The sequence below is a fragment of the Citrobacter sp. Cpo089 genome (assembly GCF_030332695.1).
GTDB lineage: Bacteria > Pseudomonadota > Gammaproteobacteria > Enterobacterales > Enterobacteriaceae > Citrobacter > Citrobacter portucalensis.
The window spans coordinates 181,163-203,542 of record NZ_JAOWHJ010000054.1 but is presented as its reverse complement, the minus strand read 5'-3'; the positions used below and the strand labels follow the sequence as shown (position 1 = coordinate 203,542).

The window sequence follows — 22,380 nt, the reverse complement described above, 5'->3', positions numbered from 1 at the left end:
TCAGTCCGCCAACTCCAGAATTCTTACCACCAACTGCGAGAAGCTCAGCCCCGCCTGACGCGCCGCCATCGGCACCAGACTGTGGCTGGTCATACCCGGAGAGGTATTCGCTTCCAGCAGATAAAACTGGCCATCGCTGTCCAGCATGACGTCAATGCGACCCCAACCTTTACAGCCCAATGTGGTCCACGCTTTCAGGACTAATTCCTGTAAACGGGCCTCTTGTTCGACTTCCAGACCAGCAGGGCAGAAATATTGTGTCTCATCAGAGAGATACTTCGCCTCATAATCATAGAAGGTTCCCGCGGGTTGGATACGTATTGACGGTAAAATTTCTTCACCAAGCATCGCAACTGTAAATTCCGGGCCACTGAGCCATTTTTCGATCAGTACTTCTTCATCATGCTGAAAAGCCAATGCTAATGCACCATGCAAAGCATTTTCTTCTTCAACTTTTGACATCCCTACGCTTGAGCCTTCACGGCTTGGCTTCACAATCAGCGGCAAACCTAACGCAGAAATCTCCGTAACCACCTCATCGCTAAGACCTTTTTCGAATTCAGCGCGAGTCAATGCGACCCAAGGCGCGACCGGTAAACCAGCCCCCTGCCACAACAGTTTGCTGCGCAGTTTGTCCATCGAAATGGCAGAAGCCATGACGCCACTACCGGTATACGGCAGACCAATCAGCTCCAGCAGGCCCTGCAACGTGCCATCTTCACCACCACGACCGTGCAGTGCAATAAACACCTTTTGAAAATCCATCGATTTCAAAAGCGTGACATCAACCTCTTTTGGGTCAATTGGATGAGCATCCACACCACCTTCGCGTAACCCTGCCAGTACGGCCGCGCCGGAATTCAGCGAAACGTCACGCTCTGCGGAGGTTCCCCCTAACAGGACCGCGATTTTATCAGCCATGTTGTTCTTCCTCCGGGTTTTGCGGCTTCAGTTTGATTTCAGCTAAGGAACGCGCGATTTTGCCGATATTTCCAGCGCCCTGCACCAAAATCAGATCGTTGCCGGTTAATACCGGCGCCAACATGTCTGCCACCTGAGCCGGATCTGATACCAGAATCGGGTCGATCTTACCGCGACCACGGATCGTACGGCACAGCGAGCGGCTGTCAGCCCCCGGAATCGCAGCTTCACCCGCGGCGTATACATCCAGCATCAACAGCGCATCGACCTGAGTCAGCACGTTGGCAAAGTCGTCATACAAATCGCGTGTACGCGTAAAGCGGTGCGGCTGGAACAGCATTACCAGATTTTTGTCCGGCCAGCCCGCGCGAGCAGCTTTAATCGTGGCATCCACTTCCGTTGGGTGATGACCATAATCATCCACCAGCATCGCCGTCCCGGCTTTACCGTTTACCGGCTCCAGCGGGAATTCGCCGAGGAAGTCAAAACGGCGTCCGGTGCCCTGGAAACTTTCCAGCGCGCGCAGAATTACGTCGTCTTCAATGCCTTCTTCTGTTGCCACTGCCACCGCCGCCGCCGCGTTCAGCGCATTGTGACGGCCCGGTGCGTTCAACGTCACGCGTAAATCGGCCATCCCCTGACGCAGCAGCGTGAAGTGTCCTTGTGGACCAATCTGCTGGTAATCTTCGACGCGCACATCAGCATCATCGCTGAAACCATAGGTTGTGGTTTGACGACCAACTCGCGGCAACAACTCGCGGATCACCGGGTCGTCAACGCACATAACCGCACGACCATAAAACGGCAAGTTATGCAGGAAATTAATAAACGTCTGCTTTAAATTTTCGAAGTCACCATGGTAGGTATCCATATGATCGGCTTCGATATTGGTAACAATCGCTACCATCGGCTGCAAATGCAGGAACGACGCATCGCTCTCATCCGCCTCCGCAATTAAATAACGGCTATGACCCAGACGCGCATGGACGCCTGCGGCCTTCACCAGACCGCCGTTGACAAACGTCGGATCCAGCCCCGCTTCTGCGTAGATACTGGAGACCATCGCTGTTGTCGTGGTTTTACCGTGCGTCCCGGCAATGGCGATACCGTGACGAAAACGCATTAACTCCGCCAGCATTTCAGCACGACGGATCACCGGAATACGCGCTTCATGCGCCGCAACAATTTCCGGGTTATCCGCAGAAATCGCGCTGGATACCACCACCACGCTCGCATCACGCACATTTTCAGGGCGATGGTTGAAGAAAATCGTGGCGCCCAGATTCGTCAACTGCTGCGTCACCGGGTTCGGCGCCAGGTCAGAACCACTGATCTGATAACCTTCATTGGCCAAAACTTCGGCAATACCGCCCATACCAGCACCACCGATGCCGACAAAGTGAATGTGCCGAACGCGACGCATTTCGGGCACGATGGAACGCAGTTTTGCCAGTTGTTGTGTATTCATTCTTTAGCCATTAACTTCTTAGTTCATGCGATGCAAAAGGCATCACCACAATTACGCCCGGGCAGCCCGGCTCACTTCATTAGCAACACGCTCTGTGGCATCCGGTATGGATGCGGCGCGCGCACGTTCTGCCATGGTTAATAAGGTTTCTCGCGACCACCCGGAAAGGGTGTTCGCGACGGCATCCACAGTAAACTGCGGCTGCTCAAGAATTTTAGCGGCGCCCGCTTTCTCAAGCGGCAGCGCATTCCAGTACTGCTGTCGGTCTTTGTGCTGGAAAGGCACAAACAGCGCAGGCAAACCCGCAGCGGCAATTTCGCTTACCGTCAGCGCGCCGGAGCGACAAACTACGACATCCGCCCACGCGTAGGCGGCTGCCATATCATCAATAAACTCAGTGACCTTGTGCTGCGGTTGTCCCGCGTCGGCATACGCCTGTTCAACGGTTTGCTGCGCGCCTTTGCCACTCTGATGCCAGATAGTCACCGCGTCACCAAGCTTTGCGGCAACCTGCGGCATCGTCTGGTTCAATACGCGTGCGCCCTGAGATCCCCCGACGACCAGCACGCGAACCGGGCCTTCACGCCCCGCCAGACGCGCTTCGGGCAACGGCAGCGCCAGAACGTCGGTGCGTACCGGGTTACCCACCACTTCCGCATTCGGGAAAGCGCCAGGAAAAGCCTGCATCACCTTCGTTGCAATCTTCGCCAGCCACTTGTTGGTTAATCCCGCAATGCCGTTCTGCTCATGCAGGACAACCGGGATGCCTAATGACCAGGCAGCCAGACCGCCAGGGCCGGACACATAGCCGCCCATCCCCAGCACCACATCAGGCTTAAACTGCTTCATAATGGCGCGCGCCTGACGCCAGGCATTAAAAATACGCACGGGGGCGGCAAGCAGCGCGTTGACACCTTTACCACGCAAACCGGAGATGCGAATAAAGTCAATTTCAATGCCATGCTTCGGCACTAAGTCCGCTTCCATACGATCGGCGGTGCCCAGCCAACGAACCTGCCAGCCCTGGGCCATTAAATGGTGCGCGACCGCCAGCCCCGGGAACACATGCCCACCGGTACCGCCTGCCATCACCATTAACCGCTTCGGTTGACCACTCATCGTGCACCTCGTGTAAACGCCTGGGCTTTTTCCAGACGCGTTTCATAATCAATACGTAACAAAAACATGATGGCCGTCGACATAATCAACAAACTGGAACCACCATAACTGATCAGCGGTAACGTCAGACCTTTTGTTGGCAGCATACCTGCTGCCGCGCCGACGTTTACCAGGGCCTGGAAGCTGAACCAAATCCCGATGGAGCAGGCTAAAAAGCCTGAAAAACGGTGGTCAATTTCCAGTGCTTTGCGACCGATCGACATCGCGCGAAAAGCGACGAAGAATACCATTAAAAGTGCCAATACCACACCGATATAACCCAGCTCTTCCCCAATGATGGCGAAGATGAAGTCGGTGTGCGCTTCCGGTAAATACTCCAGTTTTTGCACTGAATTACCTAACCCCTGACCCCAAACCTCACCGCGACCAAAAGCCATCAGCGATTGCGTTAACTGGTAGCCGCTGCCAAACGGATCTTCCCATGGGTTCCAGAAGGAGGTTACGCGGCGAATACGATACGGTTCGGCAAGGATCAGCAGCACCACCGCCGAAATCCCCATGCCGATAATGGCAATGAACTGCCACAGTTTCGCACCAGCGAGAAACAGCATCGCTAGCGTCGTGACAAACAGCACCACTACCGTACCAAGGTCAGGCTGCGCCAGCAGTAAGACTGCCAGCACCAGAATCACACCCATCGGTTTTAAGAAGCCGCGCAGGTTGTTACGCACTTCATCGACTTTACGCACCAGGTAGTTAGCGAGATAACAGAACAGCGACAGCTTGGTGAATTCCGCAGGCTGAATACGCAGCGGCCCCAGCGCGATCCAACGCGATGCCCCGTTAACGGAGCTCCCCACCACCAGAACGATCAACAACATGATGATCGAGGCGATCAGCATCGTCGTGCTGTACTTCTGCCAGAACTCCATCGGCAGACGCAGCGTCACCATCGCCAGACAGAACGCGAGGAAGATATACAGCGCGTCACGCTTAGCAAACAGGAAGGGATCGCCTGCCAGACGTTGCCCTACGGGCATTGATGCCGATGTCACCATCACAAAACCGATCGCTGCCAGACCAAAAGTCAGCCACAGCAGCATGCGGTCATACATGATCAGGCTGTCCGCGTCTTTATCACGCGAAGCCATCACCCAGCCTTTAAGTGCCGCGAAGATCCACGCCAGGACACCCAGTCCCGGTACGCGCGGCATTTTCAGACGAGGGAGAGAGAATCGCATCAACCCAACTCCTTCGCTAAACGGGTAAAGACGTCACCGCGTTGCTCAAAGTTCTTGAACTGGTCAAGGCTGGCGCAGGCTGGCGACAGCAGCACCATATCACCCGACTTCACACGCGGTGCGAGCAGACGCATTGCCTGCTCCATGGTTTCAGTGTGTTCCGCAACCTCAGGACGCAGAGCGGCAAGCTGCGCGCCATCGCGACCAAAGCAGTACAGACGAATGTTGTCGCCAGTCAGGTAGCGTTGCAGCGGCGTAAAGTCGGCCGATTTCCCATCGCCGCCCAGCAGCAGGTGCAACGTACCGTCAACGTGCAGACCATTCAGTGCCGCTTCTGTGCTGCCAACGTTGGTGGCTTTTGAATCGTTAATCCAACGCACACCGTTATGATTCAGTACCAACTGGAAACGATGAGCCAGACCGGTAAAGGTAGTCAGCGCTTTCAGGCTGGATGCCCGCGGCAGACCCGCAGCATCCGCCAGCGCCAGCGCAGCCAGTGCGTTGGTATAGTTATGCTGGCCGGTAAGCGTCATCTCTTTCACGTTCAGGACTTTTTCGCCCTTCACCCGCAGCCAGGTTTCACCCTGCTGACGATTGAGATGATAGTCACCCATGTTGATGCCAAAGCTCACGCAGCGCTCATCCGCCCCGCGAATCGGCATGGTCAGCGCATCATCGGCATTAACCACACACACTTTCGCATTCTCATAGACGCGCAGTTTGGCCGCACGGTACTGCTGCAAGCCAAACGGATACCTGTCCATATGATCTTCGGTGACGTTCAAAATGGTGGCGGCTACAGCCTGTAAGCTGGAGGTTGTCTCCAGCTGGAAGCTCGACAGCTCCAGTACATACAGCTCACGTTCGTCATCCAGCAGCATCAGCGCGGGCAGGCCGATATTTCCGCCAACACCCACGTTCACACCAGCCGCTTTCGCCATTTCTCCCACCAACGTGGTGACGGTGCTTTTCCCGTTGGAACCGGTGATCGCGACGATCGGCGCCTGCGCTTCACGACAGAACAGCTCGATGTCACCGACAATTTCGATCCCTGCATCAGCAGCGGCGCTCAGCGAAGGATGCGCCAGGGCAATGCCAGGGCTGGCGACGATGAGATCGGCAGCCAGCAGCCAATCGTCATTCAGGCTGCCAACATGACGCTCAACCGCTTCCGGCAATTTATCCAGGCCAGGTGGCGTTGCGCGGGTATCCATCACACGCGGCGTCACACCACGCGCCAGAAAGAAATCCACGCAGGACAGCCCGGTCAATCCCAGACCGATAATGACGACTTTTTTACCCTGGTAATCAGCCATGATTAACGTACCTTCAGCGTTGCCAGGCCAATCAGCACCAGCATCAGCGAAATAATCCAGAAGCGCACAATTACGCGCGGTTCCGGCCAGCCTTTCAGTTCATAGTGATGGTGAATCGGCGCCATACGGAAGATGCGCTGTCCGCGCAGCTTAAAGGAGCCAACCTGCAAAATGACCGACAGCGTTTCCACAACAAATACGCCGCCCATGATTACCAGCAGGAACTCCTGACGCAGCAGCACGGCAATAATGCCCAGCGCGCCGCCCAGCGCCAGCGAACCGACGTCGCCCATAAAGACCTGCGCCGGATAGGTGTTAAACCACAGGAAGCCTAACCCCGCGCCGACAATCGCCGTACAGACGATCACCAACTCACCGGCATGGCGTAAATAGGGAATGTGCAGATAGTTGGCAAAGTTCATGTTACCGGTCGCCCATGCCACCAGCGCAAAACCCGCTGCCACGAACACGGTCGGCATAATCGCCAGACCATCCAGGCCATCGGTGAGGTTTACCGCGTTGCCAGTACCCACAATCACGAAGTACGCCAGCAGCACGTAGAACAGCCCCAACTGCGGCATGACATCTTTAAAGAACGGCACCACCAGCTCGGTAGCCGGGGTATCTTTACCGGCGAGGTACAGCGCAAAGGCTACACCCAGCGCAATCACCGACATCCAGAAGTACTTCCAGCGGGCAATCAGGCCCTTGGTATCTTTTCGCACCACTTTGCGGTAGTCATCGACAAAACCGATAATGCCGTAGCCAATCAATACCACCAGCACGCACCATACGTACGGGTTCGACGGATATGCCCACAACAGAACGGAGATAACAATCGCGGTGAGGATCATGATCCCGCCCATGGTTGGCGTACCACGTTTACTAAAGTGCGATTCAGGACCGTCGTTACGTACAACCTGTCCAAAGGACATTTTTTGCAAGCGGGCAATCATGCGCGGGCCCATCCACAAAGAGATGAACAGCGCGGTCAGCAGGCTGACGATGGCGCGAAACGTCAGATAGGAAAAGACGTTAAAGCCTGAATAATATTTGACCAAATGTTCGGCCAGCCAAACTAACATGTCCCATTCTCCTGTAATGCGCGTACTACCTCTTCCATGGCGGCACTACGTGAACCCTTCACTAAAATCGTCATGACCTGATGTTCTGCAATCAATGCTTTAAGATGCGCGGCCAGCGCGCTTTTATCCGCAAAATGTTCGCCAACGCCACTGGCGTCGCTAATTGCCTGACTCAGTTTTCCTGTACTCAGTACACGGTCGATACCTGCTGCTTTCGCAGCAACACCTACCTGTACATGGCATGCTTCACTTTCTGCGCCAAGCTCTGCCATATCGCCAACGACCAGTACGCGATAGCCCGGCATTTCAGACAGCACCTGCACCGCTGCGGTCATCGAACCGACGTTCGCGTTATAGGAGTCGTCCAGCAGCAGCTGATTTTCTGCGAGTTGAATCGGGAACAGACGTCCTGGTACCGCCTGCAGATCTTTCAAACCCGCTTTGATCGCCTCGTGCGTCGCGCCTACCGCCATAGAAAGCGCCGCCGCCGCAAGGGCGTTAGCGATATTGTGGCGACCCGGCAACGGCAGCAGGACATCAATGCTTCCGGTCGGCGTTTGCAGAGAAAATTCCGTGCCATGCGAGGTCACATGAACGTTGGTCGCAGAAAAGTCGCTGTTGGCCGCATTCGGGGAGAAGCGCCAGACTTTGCGATCGCCGATGATGCTTTGCCAGTTCAACCAGTCGTTGTTGTCGGCATTCATAATGGCGATACCGTTCGCAGACAGGCCGGTAAAAATCTCACCTTTTGCCTTCGCAACGCCCGCCAGAGAGCCGAAGCCTTCCAGGTGCGCGGCGGCCAGGTTGTTCACCAGCGCCGCTTCCGGACGCGTCAGGCCGACGGTCCAGGCGATTTCGCCCTGATGGTTGGCGCCGAGCTCAATCACGGCATAGTCGTAATCGTTGTTTAAGCGCAGCAGCGTCATCGGTACGCCGATGTCGTTATTCAGATTGCCCGCGGTATATAGGGTGTTACCACACTGGCTCAGAATGGCAGCCGTCATCTCTTTGACGGACGTTTTACCGGATGAGCCGGTCAGCGCGACAACGCGCGCCGGAACCTGAGCGCGAACCCACGCCGCCAGTTCACCAAACGCCAGACGCGTATCTTTAACAATCAGCTGCGGCAGGTTGGTGTCCAACGGGCGGCTGACCAGCAGCGCACCCGCCCCGCTCTCTTGCGCTTTGTCTGCAAAATCATGGGCATCAAAGCGTTCGCCTTTCAGCGCCACAAACAGGCAGCCCGGCGTCACTTTACGCGTATCGGTTGTTACGGCATCAAGGGTCAGATCGGCCCCTTTCAGTTCGCCACGGAGGATCTCCGCCAGTTGGCTGAGCGTTACGCTAATCATGCGATAACCCCCAGCAGACGCGCTGCGGTCACGCGGTCAGAATAGTCGAGACGCTGCGAGCCAACGATCTGGTAATCTTCGTGACCTTTCCCGGCCACCAGCACCACGTCGTTTTCTTTCGCCTGCATAATGGCGTTTGTCACCGCTTCTGCGCGCCCTTCCATCACCTTCGCCTGTCCGGCATCCAGCATACCCGCCAGAATGTCGTTAATAATGGCGCGCGGCTCTTCGGTACGTGGGTTGTCATCAGTCACCACGACAACATCTGCAAACTGCTCGGCGATTGCGCCCATCAACGGACGTTTGCCTTTGTCGCGATCGCCGCCGCAGCCAAAGACGCACCACAGTTTGCCTGTACAGTGCAAACGTGCCGCCTGCAGCGCTTTTTCCAGCGCATCTGGCGTATGGGCGTAATCAACCACCACGGTGGTTTTACCCGGCGCGCTGAACACTTCCATACGTCCGCAAACCGGCTGCAATTGTGTCGCCGTTTTCAGTAAATCAGCTAACGGATAGCCCAGTGCCAACAGCGTTGCCAGCGCCAGCAGAAGATTGCTGACGTTAAACGCCCCCATCAGGCGGCTTTCAATTTCGCCGTCGCCCCATGAGGAGGTAAAACGAATCGTTGCCCCGCTGTCGTGATACTTCACGTCAACCGCTTTTAACCAACGACCATGACAGTTCGGGTTGATGTGGTCTTCCATCGAAACGGCAACCGCATCCGGGAGTTTCGCCAGCCAGCGACGACCGACGTCATCATCCGCATTGACGATGGCCTGACCGCAATGGTGCGTGGAATACAGTAGCCATTTCGCGGCTTCGTAATGTTCCATGTCGCCGTGGTAGTCGAGATGGTCACGGCTTAAGTTAGTAAATACTGATGCGGCAAACTTCAGCGCCGCCACGCGATGCTGAACCAGACCGTGTGAAGAGACTTCCATCGCGCCAACCGTTGCGCCCTGCGCTGCTAGCCCCGCCAGCACATGCTGGACATCAACTGCTGAACCGGTGGTATTTTCCGTCGGGATCACTTTGCCCAGCAGGCCATTGCCTACTGTTCCCATTACCGCGCTGGTTTCGCCAAGCAGTTGGCTCCACTGTGCCAGCAATTGGGTGGTGGTAGTTTTACCGTTGGTCCCGGTCACACCGACCAGACGCATTTTCTCAGAAGGCTCGTGGTAAAAACGGCCTGCCAGTGCAGATAAACGTTCGTTAAGCTGACTGAGATAGATGACCGGAACGCCGTGCATTTCACGGATTTCACCATCAGTAGCTTCATCTTTTGCTTCTGCAATAATGGCAGCCACACCTTGCGCTATCGCCTGCGGGATATACCGACGCCCGTCCGCCTGATGACCCAATACTGCGACAAAGAGATCGCCCGATGCAGCCACACGGCTGTCAAGCGTCATCTCCCGCAGTGCTCGCTCCGGTGCACCCGGCACCCATGGAGCAAGAAGGTCGCGCAAATTACGATCTGCCACCTGTTGCCTCGCCTTGATTATTCACAAATTCATTTTTATCGCCCGTTGTCAGCGCATCCGGCTCGATGTTCATGGTACGCAGTACGCCGCCCATGATGGCACCAAAGACCGGCGCGGAAACGGCGCCACCGTAGTATTTACCCGCCTGCGGATCGTTGATAACAACAACCAGCGCGAAGCGCGGCTGACTCGCAGGCGCAACACCTGCGGTATAAGCAATGTATTTGTTGATGTAGCGGCCATCTGGCCCTACTTTTTTCGCTGTACCGGTTTTAATGGCGATACGATAGCCTTTAATCGCCGCCTTCACGCCGCCGCCGCCGGGCAGCGCCACGCTTTCCATCATATGCACGACGGTACGCACGGTATCTTCCGGGAAGATACGCTCGCCCGGAACAGGAGGGTCAACTTTGGTAATCGACAGTGGACGATAAACGCCGTAGCTGCCGATCGTTGCATAGACTCGCGCTAACTGTAACGGTGTTACCATTAGCCCGTAGCCGAAAGAGAAGGTGGCCCTCTCTATGTCAGACCACCGTTGTTTTTGAGGATATAAGCCACTGCGTTCTCCGACCAACCCCAAATTGGTCGCTTTTCCCAGCCCAAAACGTGAGTAAGTATCTACTAACGCTGAGGACGGCATCGCTAACGCCAGCTTGGAAACACCGACGTTACTCGACTTCTGCAAAACCCCGGTGAGGGTTAATTCGCTATAACGCGCCACGTCTTTGATTTCGTGACCATTAATTCGGTAAGGGATAGTGTTGAGGACGGTATTTTCGCGTACCACGCCACGCTGCAGCGCGGTCATCACCACCATCGGTTTAACGGTAGAACCCGGTTCAAACACGTCTGTGATGGTACGGTTACGCATCGCGTCTTTTGGCGTACCGGTGAGATTGTTCGGGTTGTAGGACGGACTGTTGGCCATGGCCAACACTTCACCGGTGTTTACATCCACCAGTACCGCACTGCCTGACTCCGCCTTGTTGAACGCCACGGCGTTATTCAGTTCGCGGTAAACCAGTGCCTGTAAACGCTCATCAATGCTCAACGCGAGGTTATGCGCCGCCTGGCTGTCGGTAGAGGAGATATCTTCAATGACGCGGCCATAACGGTCTTTACGTACAATACGTTCACCCGGTTGTCCGGTGAGCCACTTATCGAAGCTCTTCTCAACGCCTTCAATCCCCTGGCTGTCAACGTTAGTAAAGCCTATGAGGTGAGCAGTCACTTCTCCGGAAGGATAGTAACGGCGGGATTCTTCGCGCAGGTGGATACCCGGCAGCTTCAGTTTCTTGATGTAGTCGGCCATGTCAGGGTTTACCTGACGCGCCAGATAGATAAAGCGCCCTTTCGGGTTAGCGTTAATGCGGGAAGCCAGTTGATCGAGCGGGAGATTCAGCGCGGTTGACAGCGCTCTCCAGCGTTCGCCAACGCTCACGCCGCCTGCATCATGTACTTCTTTCGGGTCGGCCCATATAGCTTTAACCGGAACGCTCACCGCCAGCGGGCGACCAGAGCGGTCGGTAATCATTCCGCGTGATGTAGACACTTCCTGGACGCGTAGAGAGCGCATATCACCCTGACGCACCAGCATGTCCGGTGCGATGATTTGCAGCCAGGCAACGCGCCCCAGCAGAAAACCCAGTGCCAGCAAAATACAGCCGCACAGTAACGCAAAACGCCAACTGATAAAGTTGGCTTGTTCTTCCTGGCGTTTTGGTTTGTGCGTTTTTGCCGCTGCTTTCATGCGTCGCGTTTATCCTTATTTTTGTACTACGATATTTTCTTGTGAGGGATCGACATGCTGCATTTGCAGCTTTTCCGTTGCGATCCGTTCAACACGGCTATGGTCGCCGAGCGCGTTCTCCTCAAGGATCAAGTTACGCCATTCGATATCCAGCGCATCTCGCTCCAGAACCAGCTGCTCACGCTGCGCGGTCAGTAACCGCGTATGGTGGGCTGTTGTCACGACGGTAACCGCCGTCAAAATAATGCAAATGAACAGGCAGAGTGGCAGCTTCCCGAACCGCAAAAGATCGTCACCGATCACGCCAGGCAAGGCATGGCGCTCGTTGCTTCCTATCGATCCTTTAACTTTGCTTAGGGCTTCTGTCACTCTGCTGATCATGCGTTCGTCCTCTCTGCGATACGCAGAACTGAACTACGGGCACGAGGATTCTCAGCTACCTCTTCTTCACCCGGCATCATCTTGCCTAGTGCTCTTAACTCACGGCCGCCCAGCTTTTTGATCTGCGCTTCGGTCATCGGTATTCCAGCCGGTACCTGAGGGCCACGGCTTTGTTCACGCATAAAGCGTTTCACAATGCGGTCTTCAAGCGAATGGAAACTGATGATCGAAAGGCGACCACCTGGAGCCAGCACGCTGAGCGAGCTTTTTAGCGCCTGCTCTATCTCCTCCAGTTCACTGTTCACCCAAATGCGCACCGCCTGGAAGGTACGGGTCGCGGGATGTTTGAATTTGTCCTTCACCGGCATTGCCGCCGCAATGACTTCCGCCAGCTCTTTGGTGCGGGTCATCGGTTCGATGCGGTTGCGCTCGACGATGGCGCGCGCAATGCGTTTGCCGAAGCGCTCTTCGCCAAAGGTTTTAATCACCCAGGCAATGTCTGCTTCATCGGCGGTTTGCAGCCATTCGGCCGCTGACTGACCGCGTGTTGGGTCCATACGCATGTCTAACGGACCGTCACGCATAAACGAGAAACCGCGCTCTGCGTCATCGAGCTGCGGTGAAGAAACGCCCAGATCGAGAAGAATCCCGTCGATCTTACCGGTCAGTCCACGCTCGGCGACATAGTCAGCCAGCGCAGAGAAAGGTCCATGTACGATGGAGAAACGGGGATCGGTAATCGTTTTTGCAACGGCAATAGCCTGCGGATCGCGATCGATTGCCAGTAAACGTCCCTCTTCGCCAAGCTGGGAGAGGATCAGACGTGAGTGACCACCGCGACCAAATGTCCCGTCAATGTAGATGCCGTCTGGACGAATATTCAGGCCGTTTACGGCTTCATCCAGCAACACCGTTGTATGTTTATAATTTTCCGTCATTTTATAGAGACAAATCCTGCAATCGTTCCGACAACGCGCCAGTAACAGACTGCTCAGCGTCGATATCTTCCTTGACCTGTTGATACCAGGTCGTTTCATCCCACAGCTCAAACTTATTGAACTGCCCAACCAGCATCACTTCTTTCGTTAGCCCTGCGTGTTGCCGCAGAATGGGTGCTATCAGTAATCGACCAGCGTTATCCATCTGACATTCGCTGGCATGACCCAACAATAAGCGCTGTACGCGACGCTCAACTGGATTCATGCTCGACAGACGCGATAGCTTCTGCTCGATTATTTCCCATTCAGGCAGGGGGTACAGCAGCAGGCACGGGTGATGGATGTCAATGGTGCAAACCATTTGACCGGTAGCGCTCTCAAGCAGTTGATCCCGATAACGGGTAGGCACGGATAAGCGCCCTTTATTGTCGAGATTAACTAACGTTGCTCCCCGGAACATGCCAGCCTCACCCCCAATTACCACTTTATCCCACAAATTCCCACTTAAAGGAGTTTACGGAGCGGAGGAAAACCTTGTCAAGCAAGTCACGGCGCTTAGCGGAGCAAAAAACCCATTGTTTACGGCTAATATCAGCGTTGAACAAATTCCGTACAGCAAACGAAGCAAATTAACGTCATGAATATTTGTAAGAAAAAAATCCAACAACTCATCATTGTTTAAAACAACTGAATATCATCCAAAGAAAATATAAAGTGTCAGTTTGCGACGCGAGCGGCATTTTAGGACAATATGCAGCGAGTTAACAGTACCAGTTAATCGGTCTGTACGCCGCGCAGAGTCGAGGTAAGCACCAGATGGCCGCAATACGAGAGCAAAGTGTTTGTTAATTCGGCAAATCTATACAAGCATGTAACAAAATAATACAAGCGTAACGCGTCGTTACGTATCAATAACCCAAAAATGGATAGTTGCATTTTTAATTCGAGGTATTTCAAGAATGAATTTCAGATAATTCTAAAGAATATTCTTAAATATAATGCGGTTATTTCTGAGAATAGAAAAATTGAAGACGTCAGAGGCTTATCCCGCCGACGTCATCAATTGAGGAAACTTAGTTACGGCTGAGAATACCACGACGGTACAGATTACGCCGTATACGCGTTAAACCTGGTTTTGGTTTACGCGGTTCGTCCAGACTTGCCAGTACAATCTCCAGCACGCGTTCTGCGACATCGCGATGGCGCTGTGCCACTGCCAGTACCGGGCACTGTAAGAAGTCGAGCAGTTCGTGATCGCCAAAAGTCGCAATCGCTAAATCAGACGGCAGTTGCCCATCACGACGCAGGGTCACATCCATCACGCCCTGCAACAGGGCAAACGACGTGGTAAACAACGCCTGAGGCATTGGGTGCGTTTCCAGCCATTTATCAAACAACTGCGCAGCTGCTTCCCGCTCATAGCTGTTGGCGTACAGGAAATGGACTTCACGCGGATCGTCCTTCCACGCGGTACGAAAACCCTGCTCGCGCAGGAAACTGACGGATAATTCAGGAAGCGCGCCCAGATAGAGGACGGTTTCAGCAGGGAATTTGCGTAACTCCTCTGCCAGCATTTCCGCATCATCCTGATCCGCACCCACAACGCTGGTAAAATGTTCGCGGTCCAGTGCACGGTCCAGCGCCACAATCGGGAATGAACTGTTTGCCCAGCGTTGGTAGAACGGATGCTCAGGCGGCAAAGAAGTCGACACAATAATGGCATCGACCTGGCGCTGTAAAAGATGCTCAATACAGCGCATTTCGTTATCCGGCTGATCTTCAGAGCAGGCAATCAACAGCTGATACCCACGCTGACGCGCCTGGCGTTCCAGATAGTTTGCGATCCGGGTATAGCTTGTGTTCTCAAGATCCGGGATCACCAGCCCGATAGAACGTGTGCGTCCAGCACGCAGCCCGGCCGCCACGGCATTCGGGTGGTAATTATGCTCACGCACCACCGCCATGACTTTTTCAACCGTTTTGTCGCTTACGCGATATTGCTTTGCTTTGCCATTAATAACGTAGCTTGCAGTCGTTCGCGAAACGCCGGCCAACCGAGCGATTTCATCCAGTTTCACAATTGCCCCTTGCGTAAAATGTACAAACCATAACCTTTTAGATGGCATGGGTTAAACTTCTTAACATCTAAGCGCAGAATAATGACTGCGGCAACCGCTTTTGTCTCTGGTTACTGCTGATTTCGCAAAAAAAAGCGCAGCAGGTAGCATCAGCGCAAACGGGTACGTTACATGTAGGCCGGATAAGACGTTTATGCCGCTATCCGGCATGACCTCCACGATGAGGTCTGATATCGCTGTGCTTACCAGGCCTACGGTTGACGATTAGCGCATAATTTTATCGCCACGGGAGAGTCCCACCACACCGGAACGAGCAACTTCCACAATTTTGGCGACTTCACGTAGGGTTGCCAGAAACGCATCCAGCTTGTCGCTGGTGCCCGCCAGTTGTACTGTGTAGATAGACGGCGTCACGTCGATGATTTGCCCGCGGAAAATCTCCGTGTTGCGTTTCACCTCCTCCCGGCCATAACCGCTGGCCTGGATTTTCACCAGCATGATTTCTCGTTCAACGTGGGCACCCTGCCCCAGCTCGCTAACGCGCAGAACATCCACCAGTTTGTGGAGCTGCTTTTCGATCTGCTCAAGGACTTTCTCATCCCCTACCGTCTGAATCGTCATCCGCGATAAGGTCGGGTCATCGGTCGGCGCGACGGTCAGGCTTTCAATGTTGTAACCACGCTGGGCGAAGAGGCCAATCACCCGCGATAATGCACCCGACTCGTTTTCCAGCAATACTGATAATATCCGGCGCATAATCAGGTCCTCTCCGTTTTGCTTAGCCACATTTCATCCATCCCACCCCCACGAATCTGCATCGGGTAGACATGCTCACTGCCGTCGACGGTGACGTCGACAAACACCAGGCGATGGTTACGCACATGCTCCAGCGCTTCACCCAGCTTGCTCTCCAGTTCATCTGGATGATTAATCTGGATACCGATATGCCCATAAGCCTCAGCAAGGCGCACAAAATCGGGCAGCGACTGCATGTAAGACTGGGAGTGACGCCCGGAGTAGATCATGTCCTGCCATTGTTTGACCATGCCGAGATAACGGTTGTTAAGGTTGAGCACCAGCACCGGCAGTTCATACTGCAGCGCCGTCGACAGCTCCTGGATATTCATCTGAATACTGCCATCCCCGGTGACGCACACTACCGTTTCATCCGGCAACGCCATTTTCACCCCTAACGCCGCGGGTAAACCGAATCCCATCGTGCCGAGGCCGCCTGAGTTAATCCAGCGACGCGGTTTATCGAACGGATAATAAAGTGCGGCAAACATCTGATGCTGGCCAACGTCAGAGGTCACATACGCCTCCCCTTTCGTCAGACGCCAGATGGCTTCAATCACCGCCTGCGGCTTAATGCTTTCGCTTTGCGTGTCATATTTCAGACACTGACGGGCGCGCCAGTGCTCAATCTGTTGCCACCAGTCACGGTTATCATCCAGTGGCTGCTGTGATTTCTCCTGCTCCAGCAGTTCGAGCATTTGATCCAGCACCAGACGGGCATCACCCACAATCGGAATATCCGCAGTAACGGTTTTAGAAATAGAGGTCGGATCGATGTCGATATGCAGCACGGTCGCATTCGGACAATATTTTGCCAGGTTATTCGTCGTTCGATCGTCAAAGCGAACGCCGACAGCAAAGATCACATCGGAATGATGCATGGTCATATTCGCTTCGTAGGTACCGTGCATCCCTAACATACCCAGCGCCTGACGATGCGTGGCCGGAAACGCGCCCAACCCCATTAGCGAGGAGACAACCGGCAGATTCAGCGCTTCAGCAATCTGAGCTAACTGCTCATGGCAAGCAGCATTGACCGCTCCACCGCCCACATAGACAACCGGTTTCTTCGCCGCGACCAGCGTCTGTAGCGCCCGTTTGATCTGTCCCTTATGTCCCGTCGTCGTCGGATTATACGAGCGCATACTCACCGAGTCCGGCCAGCTATAAGGCAGTTTCTTCGCCGGATTCAGAATATCCTTCGGCAAATCCACCACCACCGGTCCTGGGCGACCGCTTGCTGCCAGCCAGAAGGCTTTTTTCAGCACCTGTGGGATATCTTCCGTTTGTTTGACCAGGAAGCTGTGTTTTACCACCGGGCGGGATATACCTACCATGTCGCACTCCTGGAAGGCATCGTAGCCAATCAGCGACGTTGCGACCTGTCCGGAGAGGATCACCAGCGGAATGGAATCCATGTAAGCCGTTGCGATTCCGGTAATCGCGTTGGTCGCCCCCGGTCCGGAGGTAACTAATACAACACCCACTTCTCCCGTGGCGCGCGCAAGGCCATCAGCCATATGTACCGCAGCTTGTTCATGGCGAACCAGCACATGATCAATACCGCCGACCGTATGCAGCGCATCATAAATATCGAGAACGGCCCCCCCGGGATAACCGAATACCTGCTTCACACCCTGATCGATGAGCGATCGGACGACCATCTCGGCTCCAGACAACATCTCCATGGCTTGCCTCACTCTTATAATGAATTACGGTTTAACAACACATTAACCGCTGACGATGACGCATGGCAATTGACTCCGAAGGGGTGGCACTGGAGTAAATAAGAATAAAAAGGAGGAAAGACGCGAATAAACGGAGAATTAAACCAGCATAAGCAATCAGTATGATAAAAAATCGCTTAAAAATGGGAGCTTACAGCAATTACTCTATTTTTTGACACTTTTGGACAGACGTAAAAAATAGAGTTCAGCATAAAATTTCAGTTATAAACTTAAAAGCAGAATAAACAGGATGTACCGCCCGGTTTACTCTGCCAAATGCTACTGCTTACAAACGGAGACTAACAGCTCTTCCATCCATTGATGCCCTTTATCCCGGCCTGCGGCTTCATGCCATGAAAGATAGCATGTGCGGCTGTTCAATTTTAACGGTAAAGGCAAGATCTGTAGTTCTAAAGAATCGGCAAATTCTTCTGCTAACCAACGTGGCGCAATAGAGACCAAATGCGTTTGCGACACAATATTAAGAACGCTAATTAATGCCATGCCCTGATAAGCCACGCAGGATTGTTTATCCGGTGTGTCATACCACGGTTGGCTGAATGATGCGAAGCGATCAAGTGACACCACCGCATGCTGTTCATTATAGACATCACTTTCCAGTAAAGGGCCGCTAATGCGCGGATGCTTTTTACTTGCCACTAACACCATTTCGTCATTGAATAACGGAATACTAGTAAATTCAGGACGTCGGAACTCTTCATAGCTAATAACGAATTCAGTTTCCTGGTAACGTAATTGATGCTCTGTATTTTGATTGAGTGAAGATTTAAATACGACATGAATGTTTGGTGCAACTTGCTCAACCCGATTATAAATCAATGACGTCAGGATATTATCCAATGGGCTGCACACGCAAAGATTGAATACGCGTTCGCTGCTGGCTGGTTCAAAGCCCGATCCAGGCAGTTCATTTTGCACTAATTGCAATGCCTGGCGAACAGAACCAAATAGCTGGAAGGCTCTTGCTGTCGGCTGGATACCGCGTCCATAACGAACAAAAAGCTCATCATTAAACATCACTTTCAGGCGCGCAACCGCATTACTGACAGCGGGTTGCGACATCCCCAAAGTATGCGCGGCACGGGTAATGTTTTGTTCTTGCATCACCGCATCAAAGACGGTTAATAAATTAAGATCAACCATGCGAAGCTGTGGCTTCCCCATATCTATAATATTTGTTTTATCTATTATTTTTACTTCTGGCATATTTAACTCCACTGTCACTCTAAACTCCCTTTTCCCAGACGGAGTGAAGAAATAATCTCCGTTAATATGATTTACCATACATATAAGATGAGAAAAAGAAAAAACATTAAAATTAGGAAAACATAAAGGCACAAACCTAAATGAACAAAAGACCAATGCGAGCGCAGTGTGGCAGGTGTCACTGCACGGTGATTCATATGTTTAAATTTCAAAAACAATATAACCATAAGCGCGGCGAATACACAATCATACATACAGTGAATGTATATTTAAGTTTTAATTAAATGTTTATATTATTAATACATTAAAAGTTAACATTAATTTATCAATTATGTGGTATCACACCGTTCCAACCCATTCATAGTCACTATAAAAACAAATAAATCATGAGGATAAAAAATCCCAGAGGCGGAGTTTTCTCCAGTTCGCCGTTACAATAAATGCAAATAATTATGCTCAAATATGTCAAACCATGAAAAACATGTACAACCATCAACTGATTAATTTTATGTACCCCAAAAAATTCAGCACAATTCGCTTAAGTTTTGCCGAAACTTCCCCCCTCAAGTGAGGCATTTGCTAGGGTGAGGGTTGACATCAGTCTTCATATCCAGTACCACTAAAAGCATATCGCATTCGCCTGGAGCTTAATTGATGACTTACATTGCTCGTTTCAACGGTCTACTACTACTAAACGCATCTTCATTGCGCGGTAGACTGGTGGACGACATTCAGCATTAAGTCAGCTCCAGTTAAGACAAAAACCCGCGCCGTTGCGCGGGTTTTTTTATGCTCGAAGCAAGGCGCCCTAAGAAACCAAGGACCTAAACCATGAGCCAGCAAGTCATTATTTTCGATACCACCTTACGCGATGGTGAACAAGCGTTACAGGCAAGCCTGAGTGTGAAAGAAAAACTGCAGATTGCGCTGGCCCTTGAGCGTATGGGCGTTGACGTGATGGAAGTGGGTTTCCCCGTTTCTTCACCGGGCGACTTTGAGTCAGTTCAGACCATTGCTCGTCAGGTTAAAAACAGCCGCGTTTGCGCCTTAGCACGCTGCGTAGAAAAAGATATCGATGTTGCCGCAGAATCGCTGAAAGTTGCTGAAGCTTTCCGTATTCATACCTTTATCGCCACCTCGCCGATGCACATCGCGACGAAATTACGCAGTACGCTGGATGAGGTCATTGAGCGCGCGGTCTACATGGTTAAGCGTGCGCGTAATTATACCGATGACGTGGAGTTCTCCTGCGAAGATGCAGGCCGTACCCCTATCGCCGATCTGGCTCGCGTTGTTGAAGCTGCTATTAACGCGGGTGCCAAAACCATTAACATCCCCGATACCGTCGGTTACACCATGCCTTTCGAATTTGGGGCAATCATTTCTGGCCTGTATGAACGCGTACCAAATATCGATAAAGCCATCATCTCCGTACACACCCATGATGATTTAGGTTTGGGCGTCGGCAACGCGCTGGCAGCCGTTCACGCCGGAGCGCGTCAGGTGGAAGGCGCGATGAACGGTATCGGCGAACGCGCCGGTAACTGCTCACTGGAAGAAGTGATCATGGCGATCAAAGTGCGTAAAGATATCCTGAATGTACAGACCCGCATCAATCACCAGGAGATCTGGCGTACCAGTCAGTTAGTCAGCCAAATCTGCAACATGCCTATTCCGGCAAACAAAGCCATTGTCGGTAGCGGCGCCTTTGCCCACTCCTCCGGCATCCATCAGGACGGCGTACTGAAAAATCGTGAAAACTACGAAATCATGACGCCTGAATCCATTGGTCTGAACCAGGTACAGCTGAACCTGACCTCCCGTTCCGGACGCGCCGCGGTGAAACACCGTATGGACGAGATGGGATATAAAGAAAATGAATACAGCCTGGACAACCTGTATGACGCATTCCTGAAACTGGCGGATAAAAAAGGTCAGGTATTTGATTACGACCTGGAAGCGCTGGCCTTCATTAATAAACAGCAGGAAGAGCCAGAGCATTTCCGTCTGGATTACTTCAGCGTGCAGTCCGGCTCAAACGACATCGCCACCGCCTCCGTCAAGCTGGCCTGCGGTGAAGAAGTTAAAGCCGAAGCGGCGAACGGTAACGGTCCAGTCGATGCTATTTATCAGGCTATCAACCGTGTAACTGAGTACAACATCGAACTGGTGAAATACAGCCTGACCGCCAAAGGGCACGGTAAAGATGCTCTGGGTCAGGTGGATATCGTTGCCAACTATAACGGTCGTCGTTTCCACGGCGTCGGTCTGGCGACAGATATCGTCGAATCTTCTGCTAAAGCGATGGTGCATGTGCTGAACAACATCTGGCGCGCCGAAGAAGTCGAAAAAGAATTGCAACGCAAAGCTCAGAACAACGAGAACAACAAGGAAACCGTGTGATGTCGAAGAATTATCATATTGCTGTTTTGCCGGGTGACGGTATTGGCCCGGAAGTGATGGCGCAAGCCCTGAAGGTACTGGACGCAATCCGCAACCGCTTTAATATGCGCATTACCACCAGCCACTACGACGTGGGTGGTGCCGCTATCGATAACCACGGTCAGCCGCTGCCACCTGCAACGGTTGAAGGCTGTGAACAAGCTGACGCCATTCTGTTTGGCTCCGTTGGCGGCCCGAAATGGGAAAACCTGCCGCCAAACCAGCAGCCAGAGCGTGGCGCACTGCTGCCATTGCGTAAACACTTCAAATTATTCAGCAACCTGCGCCCGGCTAAGCTCTACCAGGGGCTGGAAGCGTTTTGCCCTCTGCGCGCAGATATTGCCGCGAACGGTTTCGACATCCTGTGCGTACGCGAACTGACTGGCGGGATTTACTTCGGTCAACCAAAAGGCCGCGAAGGCAGCGGACAACATGAAAAAGCCTTTGATACCGAGGTTTATCACCGTTTCGAGATCGAACGTATTGCGCGTATCGCGTTTGAATCCGCTCGCAAACGTCGCCGTAAAGTTACGTCGATTGATAAAGCTAACGTACTGCAAACGTCTATTCTGTGGCGCGAAATTGTCAATGAAATTGCTAATGAATACCCGGACGTTGAACTGGCGCATATGTACATCGACAACGCGACTATGCAATTAATTAAAGATCCATCCCAGTTCGACGTGTTGCTGTGCTCTAACCTGTTTGGTGACATTCTGTCTGATGAGTGCGCCATGATCACCGGTTCAATGGGCATGTTACCGTCCGCCAGCCTGAATGAGCAGGGCTTCGGTTTGTACGAGCCTGCTGGCGGCTCCGCTCCGGACATCGCCGGGAAAAATATTGCCAACCCTATCGCCCAGATCCTGTCGCTGGCGCTGCTGCTGCGCTACAGCCTGGATGCCAATGATGCGGCAACCGCAATTGAGAGCGCCATCAACCGCGCATTAGAAGAAGGCATTCGCACCGGTGACTTAGCCCGTGGCGCTGCCGCAGTCAGTACCGATGAAATGGGCGACATCATTGCCCGTTACGTCGCAGAAGGGGTGTAAT

General features: G+C 53.0%; 19 protein-coding genes. 3 read left to right on the top strand and 16 right to left on the bottom strand.

Annotated elements, in window-relative coordinates; translation table 11 throughout:
- The 16 genes from OGX92_RS10905 to leuO form a co-directional block, all read right to left on the bottom strand.
- Entirely contained in the window at positions 1–921 is a 921-nt protein-coding gene (locus tag OGX92_RS10905; RefSeq protein WP_240389393.1) for a D-alanine--D-alanine ligase, read from the bottom strand.
- A complete protein-coding gene (gene murC / locus OGX92_RS10900; protein WP_286586538.1) occupies positions 914–2,389 on the bottom strand; it encodes a UDP-N-acetylmuramate--L-alanine ligase in 1,476 nt (491 codons plus the stop codon). The genes OGX92_RS10905 and murC overlap by 8 nt, the downstream gene beginning before the upstream one ends.
- 51 nt (positions 2,390–2,440) lie before the next feature.
- The gene (murG, locus tag OGX92_RS10895; RefSeq protein WP_003829528.1) at positions 2,441–3,508 is read right to left on the bottom strand and encodes an undecaprenyldiphospho-muramoylpentapeptide beta-N-acetylglucosaminyltransferase; all 1,068 of its coding nucleotides are present in this window, start codon (positions 3,506–3,508) and stop codon (positions 2,441–2,443) included.
- The gene (gene ftsW, locus OGX92_RS10890) at positions 3,505–4,749 is read right to left on the bottom strand and encodes a cell division protein FtsW (protein WP_003829529.1); all 1,245 of its coding nucleotides are present in this window, start codon (positions 4,747–4,749) and stop codon (positions 3,505–3,507) included. The genes murG and ftsW overlap by 4 nt, the downstream gene beginning before the upstream one ends.
- Positions 4,749–6,065 (bottom strand): UDP-N-acetylmuramoyl-L-alanine--D-glutamate ligase, encoded by a 1,317-nt coding sequence (gene murD, locus OGX92_RS10885; protein ID WP_149384459.1) that lies wholly within the window; start codon positions 6,063–6,065, stop codon positions 4,749–4,751. Before murD ends, ftsW begins: the two co-directional genes overlap by 1 nt.
- 2 nt (positions 6,066–6,067) lie before the next feature.
- Positions 6,068–7,150 (bottom strand): phospho-N-acetylmuramoyl-pentapeptide-transferase, encoded by a 1,083-nt coding sequence (gene mraY / locus OGX92_RS10880; RefSeq protein WP_003018774.1) that lies wholly within the window; start codon positions 7,148–7,150, stop codon positions 6,068–6,070.
- The gene (gene murF / locus OGX92_RS10875) at positions 7,144–8,502 is read right to left on the bottom strand and encodes a UDP-N-acetylmuramoyl-tripeptide--D-alanyl-D-alanine ligase (RefSeq protein ID WP_003829534.1); all 1,359 of its coding nucleotides are present in this window, start codon (positions 8,500–8,502) and stop codon (positions 7,144–7,146) included. The genes mraY and murF overlap by 7 nt, the downstream gene beginning before the upstream one ends.
- Entirely contained in the window at positions 8,499–9,986 is a 1,488-nt protein-coding gene (gene murE / locus OGX92_RS10870) for a UDP-N-acetylmuramoyl-L-alanyl-D-glutamate--2,6-diaminopimelate ligase (RefSeq protein WP_003829536.1), read from the bottom strand. Before murE ends, murF begins: the two co-directional genes overlap by 4 nt.
- The gene (gene ftsI / locus OGX92_RS10865; protein WP_003829538.1) at positions 9,973–11,739 is read right to left on the bottom strand and encodes a peptidoglycan glycosyltransferase FtsI; all 1,767 of its coding nucleotides are present in this window, start codon (positions 11,737–11,739) and stop codon (positions 9,973–9,975) included. The genes murE and ftsI overlap by 14 nt, the downstream gene beginning before the upstream one ends.
- Positions 11,740–11,754: 15 nt before the next feature.
- Entirely contained in the window at positions 11,755–12,120 is a 366-nt protein-coding gene (ftsL, locus tag OGX92_RS10860) for a cell division protein FtsL (protein WP_000625651.1), read from the bottom strand.
- On the bottom strand, positions 12,117–13,058 hold the full coding sequence (gene rsmH / locus OGX92_RS10855; RefSeq protein ID WP_003018789.1) for a 16S rRNA (cytosine(1402)-N(4))-methyltransferase RsmH: 942 nt from the start codon (positions 13,056–13,058) through the stop codon (positions 12,117–12,119). The genes ftsL and rsmH overlap by 4 nt, the downstream gene beginning before the upstream one ends.
- A 1-nt stretch (position 13,059) precedes the next feature.
- Complete coding sequence (gene mraZ, locus OGX92_RS10850) at positions 13,060–13,518, bottom strand: division/cell wall cluster transcriptional repressor MraZ (RefSeq protein ID WP_286586537.1); 459 nt, start codon at positions 13,516–13,518, stop codon at positions 13,060–13,062.
- A gap of 613 nt (positions 13,519–14,131) precedes the next feature.
- Positions 14,132–15,136: a catabolite repressor/activator gene (gene cra / locus OGX92_RS10845; protein WP_003018794.1), complete on the bottom strand. Its 1,005-nt coding sequence runs from the start codon at positions 15,134–15,136 to the stop codon at positions 14,132–14,134.
- Between the two features lie 264 nt (positions 15,137–15,400).
- Positions 15,401–15,892: an acetolactate synthase small subunit gene (ilvN, locus tag OGX92_RS10840; RefSeq protein ID WP_003829566.1), complete on the bottom strand. Its 492-nt coding sequence runs from the start codon at positions 15,890–15,892 to the stop codon at positions 15,401–15,403.
- 2 nt (positions 15,893–15,894) lie between these two features.
- Positions 15,895–17,619 carry an acetolactate synthase 3 large subunit gene (gene ilvI / locus OGX92_RS10835; protein WP_003829567.1) on the bottom strand — a complete coding sequence of 575 codons (1,725 nt, stop codon included), beginning with the start codon at positions 17,617–17,619 and terminating at the stop codon, positions 15,895–15,897.
- 318 nt (positions 17,620–17,937) lie between these two features.
- Positions 17,938–18,885 carry a transcriptional regulator LeuO gene (leuO, locus tag OGX92_RS10830; RefSeq protein WP_020996231.1) on the bottom strand — a complete coding sequence of 316 codons (948 nt, stop codon included), beginning with the start codon at positions 18,883–18,885 and terminating at the stop codon, positions 17,938–17,940.
- Between the two features lie 654 nt (positions 18,886–19,539).
- Between leuO and leuL the strand changes: the two genes are divergently transcribed.
- From leuL to leuB, 3 genes are all read left to right on the top strand, one after another.
- A complete protein-coding gene (leuL, locus tag OGX92_RS10825) occupies positions 19,540–19,626 on the top strand; it encodes a leu operon leader peptide (RefSeq protein WP_048998978.1) in 87 nt (28 codons plus the stop codon).
- A gap of 90 nt (positions 19,627–19,716) precedes the next feature.
- Positions 19,717–21,288 carry a 2-isopropylmalate synthase gene (leuA, locus tag OGX92_RS10820; protein ID WP_003829569.1) on the top strand — a complete coding sequence of 524 codons (1,572 nt, stop codon included), beginning with the start codon at positions 19,717–19,719 and terminating at the stop codon, positions 21,286–21,288.
- Complete coding sequence (gene leuB, locus OGX92_RS10815; RefSeq protein WP_003829570.1) at positions 21,288–22,379, top strand: 3-isopropylmalate dehydrogenase; 1,092 nt, start codon at positions 21,288–21,290, stop codon at positions 22,377–22,379. The genes leuA and leuB overlap by 1 nt, the downstream gene beginning before the upstream one ends.
- The last annotated feature ends 1 nt before the right edge of the window (position 22,380 follow it).